The organism is Enterococcus sp. AZ196, from assembly GCF_050498845.1.
Classification (GTDB): Bacteria; Bacillota; Bacilli; order Lactobacillales; family Enterococcaceae; genus Enterococcus_A; species Enterococcus_A murrayae.
In genome coordinates, this window is sequence record NZ_JBIPAM010000002.1 from 971,987 (window position 1) to 988,079 (window position 16,093).

Here is a 16,093-nt window from a genome sequence, read left to right on the forward strand (position 1 = left end):
AACGGAGAATCAATAATCATTATGCGAAAAAAATTGTTTATAAAAAGTATAGGCGCATTGCTTGCAGTCCTTTTATTTACCACTGCCATTACAGCAAATGCGCAATGGCTACACCACTTGGATCATCTATTCATTCAATATCGATTGCCAAACATTTACTACGCAACGCTTTTTGTAGGAGCAATAGCTAAGTTGGCCACCATTGCTCCGATGCTCGCCATTTTCATTACTCTTGCTGTCCTTTTGCTGCGGAGAAATGATAAGGGGCTGGCATTTTGGGCTTTGGGGAACTTGGTTTTTGCAAGTGCTGCAGGCTATTTACTGAAGCAGCTGATCCAGCGCTCCCGACCGGATCAAATCCAATATATCTCCCGTACTTCTTACAGTTTTCCTAGTGGACATTCGCTGCTCATAGCGACCTTTATTTGTTCAGTCCTTTTGCTCTATTTTTTCAGCAAGAAAAAACCGCCGTTGCTTCTCAAGCTTGTTCTTTTATTTCTGCTGATCGCGGTTGCAGGCGGCAGAATTTATTTAGGTGTTCACTATTTTAGTGACGTTATCACTGGTTTACTTCTTGGAGCTGGACTGACCTTTGGAACTGCCGCATTATTTTACCCATATTTGCTGCCAGCTCAGACGAAAGGCAAGAGAATCAGAAAATCACGTGTTTTATCATGGCAGAAGGGGATATTAGGTGTTCTTGCCGCTTTAGTCGTGCTTGTTTCGGGCTTAAGTGTTTTTGCAGTAAAGTTTTATCATAGTTCACAAAAAATGGCGGACTCGATGTATTCTCCCGTAGAGCGAACAGGAAAACGGAAGACTCCGAACGCATCTGAGCCGATGAGTATTTTGATTTTGGGAATTGCGAATGACGCTAAAAGAAAGACAGATTTTCGAGCGAATACGATCATGGTAGCGACATTGAACAATCAAACAAAAGAAACCACCTTGGTAAGTATTCCTCGTGATTCATTTGTTGAGATCGTTGGGGCGGACTATGAGGATAAGATCAACCATGCTCATTCGATCGGAGGTCCAGAGATGATCATGAAGACGGTTGAACAGTTTTTAGATATTCCGATCCATCATTATGTTTCAGTGAATATGGACGGTCTGCAGACATTAGTGGATGCAGTCGGCGGTGTGACTGTAAATAATGATTTTGCTTTTTCCGCAGAAGGCATCGACTATCCAAAAGGCAAACAGCATTTGAATGGCTGGGAGGCGCTGCAATATTCCCGCATGCGCTACGAAGATCCTAAAGGGGATTATGGCCGACAGGGAAGGCAAAGAGAAGTGATGGAATTGCTAATCAAAAAAATGCTTTCGATGAAAAGTCTTTTCAGCTATCAGAAGATTTTGGACGGTATCGGAGAAAATGGAAGGACGGATCTAACATTCGAGCAAATGCAGAAAATCATGACCGGCTACCATTCTTGTTTGACAAAAATCGATAGTCAGCAGGTTCAGGGTGAGGGCTTCACCGGAGATGGCTTTACTGGCGAAGAAGGGATTTCTTATCAAAGAATCCCGCAGGAGGAAGTGGATCGTGTGAAAGAATTGCTGCATAAACAATTGAATATAGAGGAGAAAGAATAGCTGGCGAAAACCATCCATTTTATGAAAAATAATTATTGGATTTCTTAATAAGGACGCTAAATTTTCTGCTTTGAAAGAATGTTGCGCTATAATAACAGCAGAAAGGCGGGAAATTATGCTTAGTCAGATAGGATTATTACTAGTGGTCGGTGTGCTGGCCGGAATATTAGGGTCGATTTTAGGGATCGGCGGCGGAATCATTTTGACGCCTTTTTTGACGTTGGTAATGGGATTAGACATCCAATATGCGATCGCTGCCAGCATTGTTTGTGTGATCGCAACGAGTTCAGGAGCAACGATCGCTTATTTGAAAGATGATATGCTGAATCTGCGAGTCGCGATGTTTTTAGAAATCGCGACCACGATCGGAGCAATCGTTGGTGCATTGCTTTCTGGAGTTGTGCCGACAGGCTTTCTATTTATTTTATTCGGAGGCTTTTTACTGTTTTCAGTCATCAATATGATTCAAAAGCTGCGCGGCAAAACGGATAAAAAAATCAAAGAGTCAACAGGAGACTCATTTGCTGAAAAATTGAAATTAAACGGGTCCTATTACGATAAGGTGCTGGATAAGCAGATCGATTATCAGGTTGAAAAGGTGCCAGGCGGTTTCGCCATGATGTTTGGTGCGGGGATTGCGTCGGGGTTATTAGGAATCGGCAGCGGAGTATTCAAGGTAACAGCGATGGATACCATCATGAAAATGCCATTGAAGCCTTCAAGTGCGACTAGTAATTTGATGATGGGAGTGACTGCGGCGGCTTCTGCGATGGTTTACTTTTTCAGTGGAGCGATCTTACCGGAAATCGCGGCCCCATTAGCATTGGGTGTTTTAGTTGGTGCAACGATCGGATCCCGAATCATGACGCGCTTAAAACCAATCGTGATTCGAATGATTTTCATTCCGATTTTATTGTTTATGGGGATTCAAATGGTTCTTCGTGGATTCGGGGTGATCATTTAGTGGAAAATAAGGAAGAAATGTTGAAAATCGAACGCTCTATCGGATATATTTTACGAGTGGGTGTGATTGTGTCGGCTGCTATTATTTTAATTGGAATGCTCCTATTAATATTTTTACCAAGCAGTGGACCGGTACCGAACAGCTTGTCCCTGATTTTTCAAGGCTTGCTGCGCTTAAATGGGGAAGCATTTATTATGCTAGGGCTTTTTTGCTTGATCCTGACACCTGTTTTGCGAGTGGTGGTATCAATCTTCGCTTTTGCGAAAGAAAAAGATTATCTATATGTTGCGATTACGATTATCGTATTAGTTATTTTGATTATAGGCATGAGCTTTGGTTTAGTTGAAAAATAGCAATTGAAAAATCCGCCCACATTGGGCGGATTTTTGCTTAGCTTTTTCGTGTTAAGATTTGTCGAGTCAAACGGTCAAGCTTTTCCTTTGTATCGAAAAAGTTCTCCGGTAATTTCTGAATATCCTTTAATGCTTGTTCCGTATATTCTGAAGCGAGCTGTTGTGCGTAAGCCACGCCGCCCAATTGATGAACCAACTGCTGAACATGCTGTGTATCTGAGCTGGTCATCTGTTTTTTCTTTTCTAAATAAGGACGTAATTGTCCTTTGTCTTGATTGAGGGCGTAGATCAAAGGTAGGGAGTAAACCCCTTGACGGACGTCTTCTAAAACAGGCTTGCCTAAAGTAGTAGAATCCGCTTGATAATCCAGCAGATCGTCCATGATTTGAAAAGCGATGCCGATATTTAGTCCGATCATTCCAGCTTTTTTTGCGAAGCGTTCACTATTGCCGCTTTCAAACGCACCAACGGAGCAGCTTAAAGCAAAAAGCTCCGCCGTTTTTCCTGAAATGTTCTCTAAGTATTCATCCACCGTTTGATCTAGCTTATAGCGGTCATCCATCTGACCTAACTCACCGTCTAAGATTTTTTCCATGCTGCGAGAATTCAATTGAAGGCTTCTTAGAGAAGTAGAGTAATCTGACAGTAGCTTGAAACAGCAAATGAACAAATAATCTCCGGCGTAAACCGCAGTATCGTTTCCAAAAGCCGACCGTATTGTCGGCAAGCCGCGTCGTAATTCTGATTCATCCACAATATCATCGTGGATCAAGGTAGCTGTGTGGAGCATTTCGATCGAGGCAGCCAAGGAGGTGGCTTTTTTTTCGTCTTGATCCGGTCCAAACTGGGCAAACAGGAGTTGATAGGCTGGACGTAAAAGCTTACCGCCTGCGTGGATCATATCTAATACGGCCGATTCGACTTTTTTATTTTTCAATTTGACGACATTTTCCATCATTTCAAGGGTCGTCGTTAATTGCTTAGCAAGATCAGGATATTCTTGCCACATGGGATGAAGTTTCATTTTTGATAGCCCCCTGATCCTTTTTTCGTTTTTTGTGTCAATTCATAGTCCAATTGAAATTTTTGCAGCGCTCGTACGTGAACCAGCAGATAATTTCCCGCGATGCCAATGACGATTCCAGCAAGAATTCCCAAAAAAGACATGACCGGCAAGTAGAGCATGACAGTCCAAGACTGTGCAATCCAGCTGGCGACCAGCAGTTGGCCGACATTATGCAGGAAACCGCCGGCAGCACTGATGCCGATAATACTGACGCGTTTAGGTCCAAGACTTTTAACTAAAAGCATACCGAAATAGCTCAGCAGCGATCCGCTCATACTATATAAGAAGGTCGATACTGTTCCGCCTAAAAGGGTCGTTAAAATCAGACGCATCCAAATCAAACGGAAGCTGTCTCTTTTTGGCATAGTAAACAGCGCAACGATCGTTATTAAATTGGCGAGACCAAGCTTGGCCCCTGGCGCAAAGGCAAAAGGGGATGGAAACATGTTCTCGATTAAGCCCAAGATCACACCCTGAGCGACTAGAAGTGCTATGTAGATCAACTTTTGTGTTTTATTCATAATAAGGGCAGCTAGTAAATGACACTGCCGGGTTCCCCTCCGTCTGAGGATTTGATTTCAATCAATAATTTATGGGGCAGACAAACAATCGTTTCGCCGGATTGATCGATCCAACCGCGGCGTACGCAGATCTGATCTCCGCAATCGGCTTCTTTGATTCGGATCCGATTTCCATTGATTTCAATTAGATTATAGTCCCCATCTTTGTCTTCATAACGATAGGTGTAGGCCTGCGACTTGTCCGAAAGATCAAAGGTTTTGAGCTCTTTTCCATCGACCGAAAGGATTGCTTCTTGTGTGGTGCTTGTTCCGCGGTTGAGACTGAAGACAACGACAGGAGCGAAGGAGAGCAAAACAAGAATCACAACAATGATACCGTCCCAAGGCCGCAGCAAACTATTTTTTGCAAAATCCTTCAGTTTCAAAGTACACACCTCGTTTATTTTTTCTCTGGATACTGGATAAACGAACTAGCTTGGTTGAAACCAAGCAAAAGTCGGCGCTTTTGAAGATCGCTATTGATCCATTTTCATCTGATCATTCCAAAGCAAAATGAGTTCGTAAATCTTTTTCTTATCATAACATAAAGAAAGTTCTAAAGAGAAAAACAAGCCCTTTAGAACTTTCCGTCAATATTGGTCAAATTAGTTGGAGCTGTCTTTTCCGTAGATGGATCTCGGTGTTCCGTACCACCATCTGCCAGCAGTACGCTGAATCCAAGGAATCACCCAACGGTCCAGACCTAATGCACGACCGGAGCCGTTCATCAAGGCGAAGGCAACAGGGATGAACCAGATATTTACCCAGTAGAACATACCTGATAAACAGAAGGCAACGACTAAACCAATCGTAGCAGCATTCGCTAACCAAGTGAATAAGCCAAAGATCAAGGCCAATGCGATTCCGATTTCAACGAAGGTCATGAATTTTTGCATGAATAGTGCAACATCTTTATTCGGCATCATAAATTCCATAATCTTCGCGAACCAATTCGGCATTTTTTCAAAAACGGGCATTGGGTTTTCACCAAATGTATAGTTAAAGCCAAAATGTGTCGCCGCAGTCGCAGCTGCGTCAGTTGCTCCGCCAGCCGCACCAGTTGCCGCTGTTGTTGCTTCAGCTGCGTGTGAACCAGCCGCTGAGGCGCCAGTTGTTACTTGCTCCTGCAGCCAGGGGAAGGGGAACACGACTTTATCAGTAAACCACGAGCCGCTGCCAAACCAAGAGCTTGGATTTAAATAGCTGCCGTCGCCGACTACTTTTTTCGATGCTTCCACCAGCCACATTGAACCGTAGAACACGCGTAAAGGTACGCTCCAAAGAACATTGCCATAACGAGAAGAATGTCCGCGGGTCACATTACGATCATTTTTGATATGGAAGAACTCATGCATCATATATTGGAACATGTAGTAGCCAGAGCGCATGTCAAAGAAGTATTTCAGGTTAACGATGTGTTTCATCACAATCGCCATGAAGCCGGCCATATGAACCTTGTCCATTAGGTTGGCAACACCCCATTTAGAACCAATGGAAACCATGAAGCCTTGATAATTACTCTTGAACTCGTGCTTTTGCGTATTTTTGATTTTTGCGACGATATTAGCCGCAGCAGTATGGGCCGTTTGTTCAGCAGCCTGAACGATTTGCGGCGTAGGCTTTCCATCATCGTTTTCTTCATAATAAACCAAATCACCGACGATGTAGATGTCTTTATCTTCGTAGCCTTTAGCTTGCATAAACTCGTTGGCATATAAGCGCTGACCGCGAGCAGCTTCCAAACCAAAATCAGCTGCATCAGTCGTTCCTTTCACACCGGCAGTCCAGATCAAAGTGTTCGTTGGAATTTGCGAGCCGTCCTTTAAGACGATATGATCTGCGGTTACCTCGGTAATAGGAGCGCCTTTCTTTAACTGAATGCCTTTTTTCATCATAAAGCGTTCCGCTTTTTCCGCGTCTTTACGATCAAGCATATTTAAAATAGTAGGAAGGGCTTCCACAACCATCAAAGTAAACTCTTCAGGACGTAATTTATGTTCTTTTGCCAGAACATTTTTCCATTCCATCAATTCGCCGATCATTTCGATCCCAGTAAAACCAGAACCGCAGACCACAAAGGTCAGCATTGCACGGCGAGTGGCTTCATCAGGCTCAAGCGCTGCTTTTGCGACTGTATCTTCGATGTGTTTCCGAATCTTGATCGCGTCTTCCATCGACCATAAAGTAAATCCATGTTCTTTGACCCCAGGTGTACCGAAGTCGTTTGGCTCGCCGCCCATACCAATGATCAATTGATCGAAGGGGTACTTGCCCAGCTTTGTTTTGACGATTTTTTTCTCTTTATCGATGCCAATAACGGTATCGGTGACTAGCGATACATTTTTCTTGCGAGCAAACAGTCGTTGTAAATCGTATTGGACTGCTTCGGGTTCTACTCGTCCGCCAGCTACTTCGTGTAATTCGGTCATCATTGTATGGTAAGAGTGACGGTCAATCAACGTGATCTCAACGTCGTCTTTTTTTAACTTTTTGGCCATGAATTTCGTTGCTGCAACACCTGCATAACCTGCACCCACAACGACAATTTTCTGTTTTGCCATTGAAAATCCGCTCCTTCTAAATGATAATGACTGCACAATAATAATGAATTGATAATACCTGAACAATCGCTCTCATTATACATATAGTTCTTTTTTTTGTCTATCACAATTATTCTAAAGTAATAATGATACTATCCTTATAATTGGATTAAAATAAATTGTTTTAACGGAATAATCGTATACAAACATAAAAAAATATTTTAGAATAGTTATTGTTTAATGAATCACAAAAAAAGAATAAAGGTGGAGTTTAATCATGAAAATGAAAAAAATAGTATCAGGATTTGCTGTGGTAGCGTTTTCTACAATAGCATTAGCTGCTTGTGGCGGAAACAATGATAAAGAGTCAGCATCAAGTTCTTCAGCAAGCTCATCTGAAGCAGTGAAGCCAGCTGAAAAAGAAGCAGGCGGCGATCTTAAAGACGGCACCTACAAACTTGAAGAAAAGAACTACAATAATGGCTACCGAGTAGTTTTCGATATGACTGTTAAAGATGGAAAAATCACGAAATCAAACTACGATTATTTGAATGAAGATGGAAAATCGAAGCAAAAAGATGCTGAGTACGAAAAGAATATGAAGGAAAAAACGAAAACTGGTCCTAAAGAATACATTCCAGAACTGAATAAATCTTTAGAACAAACGCAAAATCCGGATGCAGTTGAAGTGGTTACTGGTGCAACACATTCAAGCGAAAGCTTTAAAAACTACTCTCAACAATTAGTTCAAGCGGCTCAAGCAGGCGACACAAAAACAATCGAAATCGATAATGGTGCTGATCTGAAGGATGGTACCTACACATTAGAAGAAAAGAACTACTCTAATGGCTACCGTACAATCTTCAACATGACTGTTGCTGGTGGAAAAATTACTGAATCAAACTTCGACATGGTCGACAAAGATGGCAAGTCTAAAAAAGATGATGCTGACTATGAAAAGAACATGAAGGCTAAAAGCGGTGTAGGACCAAAAGAATACATCGAACAATTGAACAAAGGGTTAGTTGAAAAAGGTGCCCCTGCTGATGTAGAAGTGGTTACTGGCGCAACGCACTCATCACATGTGTTCCAAACTTACGCTGCTCAATTAGTGAATGCTGCTGAAAAAGGCAACACTACAGCAATCCAAGTGGATAACATTGTTACTAAAAAATAATTCCTGAATCTTAAGGGAACTTTTTAAGGGTTTGTGGCAGATCAGTCACAGACCCTTTTTTCTTAGAAAATCACCAATCATACTTTAGATAAAAAAGACTTTGAAAGTTTGCGTAAACGCGCTATGATAAAGTGAAAATTTTAGTAAAGGAAGTATGGAAGTGAAAAAACGTATAGTAATCCTGATCTTTAGTTTGATTCTGGTTGTACTGACAGCTTGCGGCAGTGACAAACCAAAAATAAATGAGAAGCCCTATGATGATAAACAATTTTTGATGGGTACCTATGTCCAGATTCGTATTTATGATGATGGTAAGAAGGCCGCGCTGAAGCCTGCTTTTGCTCGAGTGAAGGAATTGGCTGATAAAATCACTGTTAATCAAGAAGGTTCAGAGATCGATGAGATCAATAAAGAGGCGGGGATTAAACCAGTCAAAGTGACGGACGATATGTATTATCTATTGAAGGAAGCCTACAAATATAGTCAAGATTCTAAAGGCGGCTTCGATATGGCCATCGGATCGATCACGTCATTGTGGCGCATTGGCTTCCCAGATGCTCGCAAGCCTGAACAAAGTGAGATCGATCAAGCATTGAAATTAGTCAATTATCACGAGGTCGAATTTAATGAGACGGATAAGACGGTCTATTTAAAGGAAAAAGGAATGAAGCTGGATCTAGGCGCAATCGCCAAAGGGTATATCACGGATGAAGTCGTTAAGGTGTTGAAAGAAAATGAAGTAACGACGGCGATCATCGACCTTGGCGGAAATGTCTATGTTATGGGACGCAGTCCTCGCGGCGATCAAAAGGAGGATTGGACAGTCGGTATCCAAGACCCTAACCAAGCGCGTAACGTAATTCTAGGCAGCATTCCAGAAAGTAATATGTCATTAGTAACATCGGGTATCTACGAGCGCTACCTAGAAGCAGATGGCAAAACGTATCATCATCTGTTCAATCCAAAGACCGGGTATCCCTTTGACAATGATATCGCAGGGGTGACGATCGTATCGAAAAAATCGATCGATGGCGATGGATTGTCTACCGCTGTCTTTTCGATGGGGGTCAAAGAAGGAATGAGCTACGTGGAGGATTTGAAGGATACCGAAGCGATTTTTGTGACACGAGACGATAAAGTCTATGTAACTTCTGGTTTGAAAGATACTTTTGAGCTGAATAAGGAAGCTGGCTACACGATGGGCAACGATAAGGATTTGAAATAGTATGACAAGAAAAAGTTTTTTTGAATTAGTAGAGATACGCACCAAGTTAGCGAGCTTGTTTCCGTTTTTGATTGCGGTATTGTTTACCAATACGTACTTCCATTCTTTCCATTGGGGAAAAACTCTCTTTTTCTTCCTTGGTATGTTGGCTTTCGATATGGCAACGACGGCGATCAATAATTACATGGATTTTCGCAAAGCCCATTCGGAGGAATACAAATATCAGGAAAATGTCATCGGCAAGGATCAGCTGTCGGAACGAACGGTCGTAATGATTATTTTTGGCTTGATAGGCTTTGCGGCGATTGTCGGACTCACTCTAGCTGTTCAAACAGGCTGGCTGCTTTTGGTGATGGGCTGTGCCTGCTGCTTCATCGGCGTGTTTTACACTTTTGGTCCCATTCCATTGTCTCGGATGCCTTTAGGGGAAGTATTCAGCGGTGTAACGATGGGGCTTGGTATTTTTGCTATTACAATTTACTTGAACACGTATGATCAAAGGCTCTTTTTCATGGAGCTGGATCTGAAGCATTTTGCGGTTACTGGAAGCACAACAGCGGCTCTAGCCGTTGTTTGGGCCTCGTTACCGCTGATCGCGACGATCGCTAATATTATGCTGGCGAATAATCTTTGTGATTTAGAGCAGGATATCGCCAATCATCGCTATACCTTGCCGTTTTATTTGGGCAAAAAAAATGCGGTGCTCTTATTCAATCTATTGATGTACAGCTGCTATGCCGCTATTGTGATCGGGTGGGTCGCTGGCATCTACCAGTGGCCGATACTTTTGGTCTTCGTGAGCCTAGTCAAGGTTTATCCGCAAACGAAAATTTTTACCCAAGAACAGATTAAAAGCAAGACCTTTGCGATGTCGATCAAAAATTTGGTTACATTCAATGGCTCTTATGCATTAGGCCTTGCAGCCACGTTGCTTTGGCAATTTATCCGTTAATCTAGCAGTTCATTACCACCACATGTTTTTGCTGTGGTGGTATGAGTTTTGGGAAGAGGGGTATTATGGACAATACGAAGAGGCTGAGAGCCGCTCAAAATAAAATGACCAGAGAAACATTTTTCGAGCTCGTGCAGATTCGCACAAAATTTGCCGGTATCTTTCCTTTTGTGATCGCTGTACTATTTACAAACACCTATTTTCAGGCGTTTCATCCAGGCAAGACACTTATTTTCTTTTTCGGAATGTTCGCCTTTGATTTGGCGATTACGGCGATCAATAATTATATGGATTTCGTAAAAGCTCACTCGGAAAAATACAAATACGAAGAAAATGTCATCGGTCGAGAAAATCTATCGGAAAAACAGATTCAACAGCTCATTTTTGGTTTGGTGGGCTTCGCGGCGATCATCGGACTGATATTAGTTGTTCAAACCGGCTGGATGCTTTTACCAATGGGGGCGGCTTGCTTTTTTGTCGGGGTGTTTTATACGTACGGTCCGATCCCGCTTTCGAGAATGCCGCTAGGAGAAATCTTCAGCGGTATCACAGAAGGCTTGGGAATTTTTGCCATTACGATTTATCTGAACACCTATGATCAACGGCTCTTTTATATGGAATTGACTATGGATCATTTTGCAGTAACAGGAAATACGCTGGCGGTGCTGGCAGTTGTCTGGGCAGCATTGCCGCTGATGCTGACAATTGCGAACATCATGCTGGCAAATAATTTAAGCGACTTAGAGCAGGATGTAGAAAATCATCGCTATACCTTGCCCTTCTATATTGGCCGCGAGTGGGGAGTACGATTATTTAAGGTGTTGATGTACAGCTGCTATGGAGTGATTCTGATTGGATTGTTTGCCGGGATTTATCAATGGCCGATCCTGCTGACTTTTATTAGTCTGTTGAAGATTATCCCGCAGACTAAGCGTTTCACGAAGGAACAAATCAAAAACAAGACATTCCCGCTGGCGGTGGAAAATCTGATTGTGTTTAACAGCTGTTATGCGTTAGGGCTTTTGGTCACGCTGGCAATGCAAATTATTTAAATAGAGGAAATGGCAGTGAGTTTGCTCACTGCCATTTCTTTTATCTTAATTGAAATAGAAAAACGATCAAGCTTAGCACACCTAAGCCAGTCACAATCGTAAATAAGAGTTTGTCTCGCTTTGTCCTGAAAACAGGTCGTTTATACGTATGACTGTTCCACAGCCAAAAGACAAAGCCCAATGCGTAAATGCCGATACAATAAAGCAGATTCAGGATTCCAGATGAATAGAGCATATAAATTCCGTAAATGACGCCGCCGACCGCTAAAAACTGCTGGCCAGTATGTTTCTTTGCTTTAGCAATTTGCCATAAGAAGGCGGCAGATAAAACATAAGGGACGAGAACCATCGTTGTCGCAGTATCGGTCACTGCTTGGAAGGCATCCATTGCCCACCGAGAGATCAGAAAGACGATTTGCATAATCACGCCATTCAAAACTAAGGCGTTTACCGGTGCATTTTGTTTGTTGGCCTTGCCTAAGAAGGCTGGGAACATCTTGTCCTGAGCAGCGTCAAAGGAAATTTCTGCAGCTAAAATTGTCCATGAGATCCAGGCTCCTAATACAGAAATTATGACACCAATATTAATCATATTGCTTGCCCAGGCACCTGTCGAGGCACGTAAAACGCCGCTTAATGAAGGACTTGGCAGGTTAGCCAGCTGTTCTTGCGGCAGTGAGCCAAAACTCAACATCACGATCAATACATAGATTGCCAGTGTTATGGAGTAGCCAATCAACGTTGCACGACCAACATCACGGGCGCGTTTTGCTCGCCCAGATAGAACGACGGCGCCTTCGATTCCGACGAAAACCCACATCGTTTGCAGCATTGCATGACGAATTTGTGTGGGAACACTGCCTAACTGCTTACCATTCAACAGCATATTTTTAGCAAAAACATCCATTGAAAAGGTTTGATATTTGAAATGAATGAATAAAAGAAAATAGCTAATAGGATCGGCACCACTTTTGCGCTGGTAGCGATCGTATTCAAAATACTGGCAGTACGAATCCCCCGAGCAACCAAAAAGATGACGCTCCAAATCATGAACGTACCTAAAAACAACCCAATTTGACCGCCAGAACCGCCGATGGAGGGGATAAATTTGCTTAAGGCATCTAAAAAAAGAATGACAAAAGAAACGTTCCCGATAATGTTGCTTAGCCAATAGCCCCAAGCAGAGTTGAATCCGACATAATCGCCAAAGCCGTCTTTGGCGTAATAGTAGATGCCGCCGATAATCTCTGGTTCTTCCCTTGAAAGAGTCTGAAAGACCTTCGCGATAAAGAAGACCCCGACGCCGGTAATTAGCCACGCCAATAATGAAGCAATGACGCCGGCTGATTGAGAGATACTGCTGGGAAGGTTAAATACACCGCCACCCAGCATTGAACCAATCACAATCATACTTAAACCTAACAAGCTCATCTCTTTTGTATGCTTGTCAGGTGTTTGCTGCTGTTCCATAAATTTCCTCCTAGTTCCTAGTGATGAAGCTTTTTTTATCGTACAACCATTTATTTTCAGCCTGCTGACTAGTGCACTACCTTTATTGGTAGTGCTCGCTGAAAGCTGATTGGTAATTATTACGTTGATTTTCCGACCCTCGCAGGTAGCGCACTCTTTGTTCACAACACCGATAAATTGAAAATAACGGATGAAAGACGCTCTTTCTATATAAGCATATTTACATAAAAATAACCATAAGGAAGACGTAAAACTAATTCAATGAAGGTTAAAGAATTACCATTATAATCTAATCTAAACCCAATTTCCTTTCCTGCTTCAGTCTTCTGAAAAAAACAAGAAATTCACAATGCGATAACGAAGTGAGGGAAGCCAGCCGTTATTATTTCCATCGTCCTGTTATCTGTTGTGTTTATTATTTAAGCGTTAATTTAGTTAAAAAATGCAATAATTATTAAGATTTTCGATGGATCTTTTTTAGAGAGGGTGTTTTTTTAATTATCAGAGTGATAGAATTGAACCAGCAAGGAGGTCTGAGATGATTAAAATTCGAGTAGCATCACCAATGGATGCAGCTTCACTGGTGGCGATTTATGCGCCCTATGTTTTAGAAACAACTATTACTTTTGATTACGAGGTACCTAGCAAAGAGGACTTTGTTAAGAGAATTGAAAAAACCGTCAGCAGCTATCCTTATTTAGTGGCGGAAGAGGACGGGGGCATATTAGGCTATGCCTATGCTCATGCGTACAAAGATCGAGCTGCCTATGATTGGGCGGTTGAAGTCAGTGTCTATGTCGATCGTGAAAAACGCGGCAATGGAGCGGGAAAGCAATTATATTGTGCGTTAGAAGAAACCTTGAGAAAGCAAAATGTCGCGATTTTGACAGCCTGTATAACTGGCGGGAATCAAGCCAGTATTGATTTTCATGAGAAGCTGGGGTATCAGGAGGTCGCGAATTTTCCTAAAATAGGCTTTAAGTTTGATCAATGGCATGATGTCATTTGGCTCCAAAAATTTATGATGGAAACAGAAGGGAACCTGCCTGCATTTATCCCTTTTTCTAAACTATGATGATCAAAAATCGATTTAAGAATCAGCCAGAGTTAATGGGAAGGGTATTGATAGGTATTTTTATCTTCGCGATTGTTTTTCGACTCGTGCTCGCGGCGATGATGCCAATCAAAATATATATGCATGCAGGCTACGATGACGCGCTTTCTATTAACCAAGCATTGAATATTTTAGCTGGCAAATGGTTGGGAGAATACGGTACGGGGACGTTGACAAAAGGCTTGTCTTTTACGTTCTTTTTGCTTGTGAATCATTTTTCACAGTTGTCCTATCCTTTGTTTTTGTGTTTGGTCAATATGGGGGCGGCATTTGCTATTATCAAAGCCTTATCACCATTAATTAAGAATAAGTATTTGAGCGGTATAGGCTTTTTATTCTTGATCTATTCTCCAGCTACACTGACATCAGATTTTTCGCTGCGTGTTTATCGCAATAGTTTAGTCTTTGCGACAGTCCTGTTTGTCTTAGCGGGTATTCTGGGGCTTTATTTACGTAGGAAGGAAACCATCAAAACGCGAATTCCTTGGTCGATTTTATTGACGATTGCTTTTCCTTTTTTCTGGTATTTGCGAGAAGATTCGATTTGGCTGCTGCCGCTTTATATAGTTGCTACGTTTTGTACACTTTTTGGCATCATTGTTCAGAATCAGTCTTTGGGCTCATCATTGAAAGAGGTGCTTCGTAATTTTTGGCAGCTACTGAAGGCGATGAACAAGCAAAAAATCATCAGTAATCTTTTGCTGCTGGCCGCCCCTGTGCTCTTTACTTTAGGGGAAGCGCTGCTGATTTCTAAGACGAATCAGGATCACTATAGTATTTTTACCACGAATGATCGAACGAAAACGTCTTTTGCTAAATTGACGGAAAATCTGATTCAGATCGATAATAGCGGTTATGATAAGAAATCAATTGCCGAGGACAACGGTATTTGGGTTTCGAAAAGAACCTTTGCCGAAGCACAAAAAATTTCACCGACTTTTGCCAAGTACCGTAAAGGAATTGACTGGATGCTGAAGGACTCGATTTGGCCGGATTCTTGGCCTGTTAAAAATGGCGAGCTGCCTGGAGATATGTTTGTCTGGGGACTGCGTGAAATGTTTCAACGGGAAGGTCTGTATAAAAATGGCGGCGAGAACGAGAAAGTCTTCAAGCAGATCAACGAGGAGCTGGCAGAAGGCTTTAAGTCCGGCAAACTCAAGAGAAAGAAGCTGTTCTTTGTAACGAAGCAAAGCAATGGCAAGAAATCTGAAGACATGGGGAAGGTTTTCAGTTATTTGCGGGCTGGAGTAATGGAAACGGCACTCTACAAAAGCTATCGAACGGATTATGGCGGTTCCATCTTTATGCCGGAGCAGCCGGCGCAGGTAGTTCTGGATCTGCTGAATGTCAAAACGGTATCTACTATTAAAGAAGGAATGGCGGCAGAAGCGAAGCGGACGAGACCGATCGTGCTGATCATTAATGGGATTATTTTGCTGTATCGCATCATTTCACCGGTACTGCTGCTGGTTAGTTTGGGTTCGGCGCTGATCTTTATAGCCGGCTATGTCAAAAAGAAAAAGACCCGCAGTGTTTTGGCGGATTACTTAATTATTTTCCTTGGCTTGCTCCTGACGTATCTTGTCTATCTGTTTGGCGTATCCTGGTTCGCAACTTGGGCGCCAAAGGGTAAGGCGCTATTCATGTTCTTCTATACAGGTGCCGGTGTTCCACTGATTCAAGTGTTTGAGCTGCTGGCATTGGTACTAATCGTCAAAAATGTTCAAAATCAATTATTCGAGAAAAAAGCGAGTGTAAATTAGAATTCGTTAATAACATTCTAATTAAATTCATTAAGAATTGTTACGCGGCTATACCAATGGTTTGTTATCCTTGCAGTGTAAAAGTAAGGAGGGCCTTAATAGCGCAATGAAACGAGAGAGGAACACTTCGAAAAACGAAGTAAAAACCACCGACTTTCTTCTAGAGATGTTGGCGTTGTTCATTCTAATTTCCTTAACTATTTATGCCATTAGAACTGGGAAAATTTTTTAAAAGATACTTTGCTTTATAAGTATCTT

General features: G+C 42.2%; 15 protein-coding genes. 9 read left to right on the forward strand and 6 right to left on the reverse strand.

The features are described from left to right. Positions 1-21 precede the first annotated feature (21 nt). The 3 genes from IGI67_RS22275 to IGI67_RS22285 all read left to right on the forward strand — a co-directional run bounded on the left by IGI67_RS22275 (position 22) and on the right by IGI67_RS22285 (position 2,916). Entirely contained in the window at positions 22-1,599 is a 1,578-nt protein-coding gene (locus IGI67_RS22275) for a phosphatase PAP2/LCP family protein (protein ID WP_429959336.1), read from the forward strand. Between the two features lie 115 nt (positions 1,600-1,714). Beyond that, a complete protein-coding gene (locus IGI67_RS22280) occupies positions 1,715-2,563 on the forward strand; it encodes a sulfite exporter TauE/SafE family protein (protein WP_207110552.1) in 849 nt (282 codons plus the stop codon). After that, positions 2,563-2,916, forward strand: coding sequence for a DUF1634 domain-containing protein (locus IGI67_RS22285; protein ID WP_429959337.1), 354 nt, complete (start codon positions 2,563-2,565; stop codon positions 2,914-2,916). The genes IGI67_RS22280 and IGI67_RS22285 overlap by 1 nt, the downstream gene beginning before the upstream one ends. Positions 2,917-2,953: 37 nt before the next feature. Here the strand turns inward: IGI67_RS22285 and IGI67_RS22290 are convergent, their stop codons facing one another. From IGI67_RS22290 to IGI67_RS22305, 4 genes are all read right to left on the reverse strand, one after another. Continuing rightward, a complete protein-coding gene (locus IGI67_RS22290; protein WP_207110553.1) occupies positions 2,954-3,940 on the reverse strand; it encodes a polyprenyl synthetase family protein in 987 nt (328 codons plus the stop codon). After that, positions 3,937-4,503: a Gx transporter family protein gene (locus IGI67_RS22295; protein ID WP_429959338.1), complete on the reverse strand. Its 567-nt coding sequence runs from the start codon at positions 4,501-4,503 to the stop codon at positions 3,937-3,939. Before IGI67_RS22295 ends, IGI67_RS22290 begins: the two co-directional genes overlap by 4 nt. 11 nt (positions 4,504-4,514) lie before the next feature. After that, positions 4,515-4,928: a NusG domain II-containing protein gene (locus tag IGI67_RS22300; protein WP_429959339.1), complete on the reverse strand. Its 414-nt coding sequence runs from the start codon at positions 4,926-4,928 to the stop codon at positions 4,515-4,517. Positions 4,929-5,147: 219 nt separating this feature from the next. Continuing rightward, a complete protein-coding gene (locus tag IGI67_RS22305; protein WP_429959340.1) occupies positions 5,148-7,103 on the reverse strand; it encodes an FAD-dependent oxidoreductase in 1,956 nt (651 codons plus the stop codon). A gap of 256 nt (positions 7,104-7,359) precedes the next feature. Here IGI67_RS22305 and pplA point away from each other — a divergent pair, with 256 nt between their 5' ends. The 4 genes from pplA (at position 7,360) to menA (IGI67_RS22325) (ending at position 11,488) form a co-directional block, all read left to right on the forward strand. Next, a complete protein-coding gene (gene pplA / locus IGI67_RS22310) occupies positions 7,360-8,259 on the forward strand; it encodes an extracellular electron transfer flavoprotein PplA (RefSeq protein ID WP_207110557.1) in 900 nt (299 codons plus the stop codon). Positions 8,260-8,413: 154 nt separating this feature from the next. Next, positions 8,414-9,484 (forward strand): FAD:protein FMN transferase, encoded by a 1,071-nt coding sequence (locus IGI67_RS22315; protein WP_242550488.1) that lies wholly within the window; start codon positions 8,414-8,416, stop codon positions 9,482-9,484. Position 9,485: 1 nt separating this feature from the next. Then, positions 9,486-10,436 (forward strand): 1,4-dihydroxy-2-naphthoate polyprenyltransferase, encoded by a 951-nt coding sequence (menA, locus tag IGI67_RS22320; RefSeq protein WP_429959341.1) that lies wholly within the window; start codon positions 9,486-9,488, stop codon positions 10,434-10,436. A gap of 65 nt (positions 10,437-10,501) precedes the next feature. Then, positions 10,502-11,488 carry a 1,4-dihydroxy-2-naphthoate polyprenyltransferase gene (gene menA / locus IGI67_RS22325; protein WP_429959342.1) on the forward strand — a complete coding sequence of 329 codons (987 nt, stop codon included), beginning with the start codon at positions 10,502-10,504 and terminating at the stop codon, positions 11,486-11,488. Between the two features lie 40 nt (positions 11,489-11,528). Here the strand turns inward: menA (IGI67_RS22325) and IGI67_RS22330 are convergent, their stop codons facing one another. Both IGI67_RS22330 and IGI67_RS22335 read right to left on the reverse strand, forming a co-directional pair. Continuing rightward, on the reverse strand, positions 11,529-12,374 hold the full coding sequence (locus tag IGI67_RS22330) for an amino acid permease (protein ID WP_429959343.1): 846 nt from the start codon (positions 12,372-12,374) through the stop codon (positions 11,529-11,531). Further along, positions 12,365-12,958 carry an amino acid permease gene (locus tag IGI67_RS22335; protein WP_429959344.1) on the reverse strand — a complete coding sequence of 198 codons (594 nt, stop codon included), beginning with the start codon at positions 12,956-12,958 and terminating at the stop codon, positions 12,365-12,367. Before IGI67_RS22335 ends, IGI67_RS22330 begins: the two co-directional genes overlap by 10 nt. A 541-nt stretch (positions 12,959-13,499) precedes the next feature. Between IGI67_RS22335 and IGI67_RS22340 the strand changes: the two genes are divergently transcribed. Then, positions 13,500-14,033, forward strand: coding sequence for an N-acetyltransferase family protein (locus IGI67_RS22340; protein ID WP_429959822.1), 534 nt, complete (start codon positions 13,500-13,502; stop codon positions 14,031-14,033). Positions 14,034-14,080: 47 nt separating this feature from the next. Next, positions 14,081-15,835 (forward strand): hypothetical protein, encoded by a 1,755-nt coding sequence (locus tag IGI67_RS22345; RefSeq protein WP_429959345.1) that lies wholly within the window; start codon positions 14,081-14,083, stop codon positions 15,833-15,835. Positions 15,836-16,093 lie beyond the last annotated feature (258 nt).

Excerpts from the sequence above, each read along its gene's own strand:
- IGI67_RS22315 (WP_242550488.1), top strand. The coding sequence starts at position 8,414 with ATGGAAGTGAAAAAACGTATAGTAATCCTGATCTTTAGTTTGATTCTG.
- IGI67_RS22275 (WP_429959336.1), top strand. The coding sequence starts at position 22 with ATGCGAAAAAAATTGTTTATAAAAAGTATAGGCGCATTGCTTGCAGTC.
- IGI67_RS22295 (WP_429959338.1), bottom strand. The coding sequence starts at position 4,503 with ATGAATAAAACACAAAAGTTGATCTACATAGCACTTCTAGTCGCTCAG.
- IGI67_RS22330 (WP_429959343.1), bottom strand. The coding sequence starts at position 12,374 with ATGCTGTTGAATGGTAAGCAGTTAGGCAGTGTTCCCACACAAATTCGT.
- IGI67_RS22305 (WP_429959340.1), bottom strand. The coding sequence starts at position 7,103 with ATGGCAAAACAGAAAATTGTCGTTGTGGGTGCAGGTTATGCAGGTGTT.
- menA (WP_429959341.1), top strand. The coding sequence starts at position 9,486 with ATGACAAGAAAAAGTTTTTTTGAATTAGTAGAGATACGCACCAAGTTA.
- IGI67_RS22280 (WP_207110552.1), top strand. The coding sequence starts at position 1,715 with ATGCTTAGTCAGATAGGATTATTACTAGTGGTCGGTGTGCTGGCCGGA.
- menA (WP_429959342.1), top strand. The coding sequence starts at position 10,502 with ATGGACAATACGAAGAGGCTGAGAGCCGCTCAAAATAAAATGACCAGA.
- pplA (WP_207110557.1), top strand. The coding sequence starts at position 7,360 with ATGAAAATGAAAAAAATAGTATCAGGATTTGCTGTGGTAGCGTTTTCT.
- IGI67_RS22335 (WP_429959344.1), bottom strand. The coding sequence starts at position 12,958 with ATGGAACAGCAGCAAACACCTGACAAGCATACAAAAGAGATGAGCTTG.
- IGI67_RS22290 (WP_207110553.1), bottom strand. The coding sequence starts at position 3,940 with ATGAAACTTCATCCCATGTGGCAAGAATATCCTGATCTTGCTAAGCAA.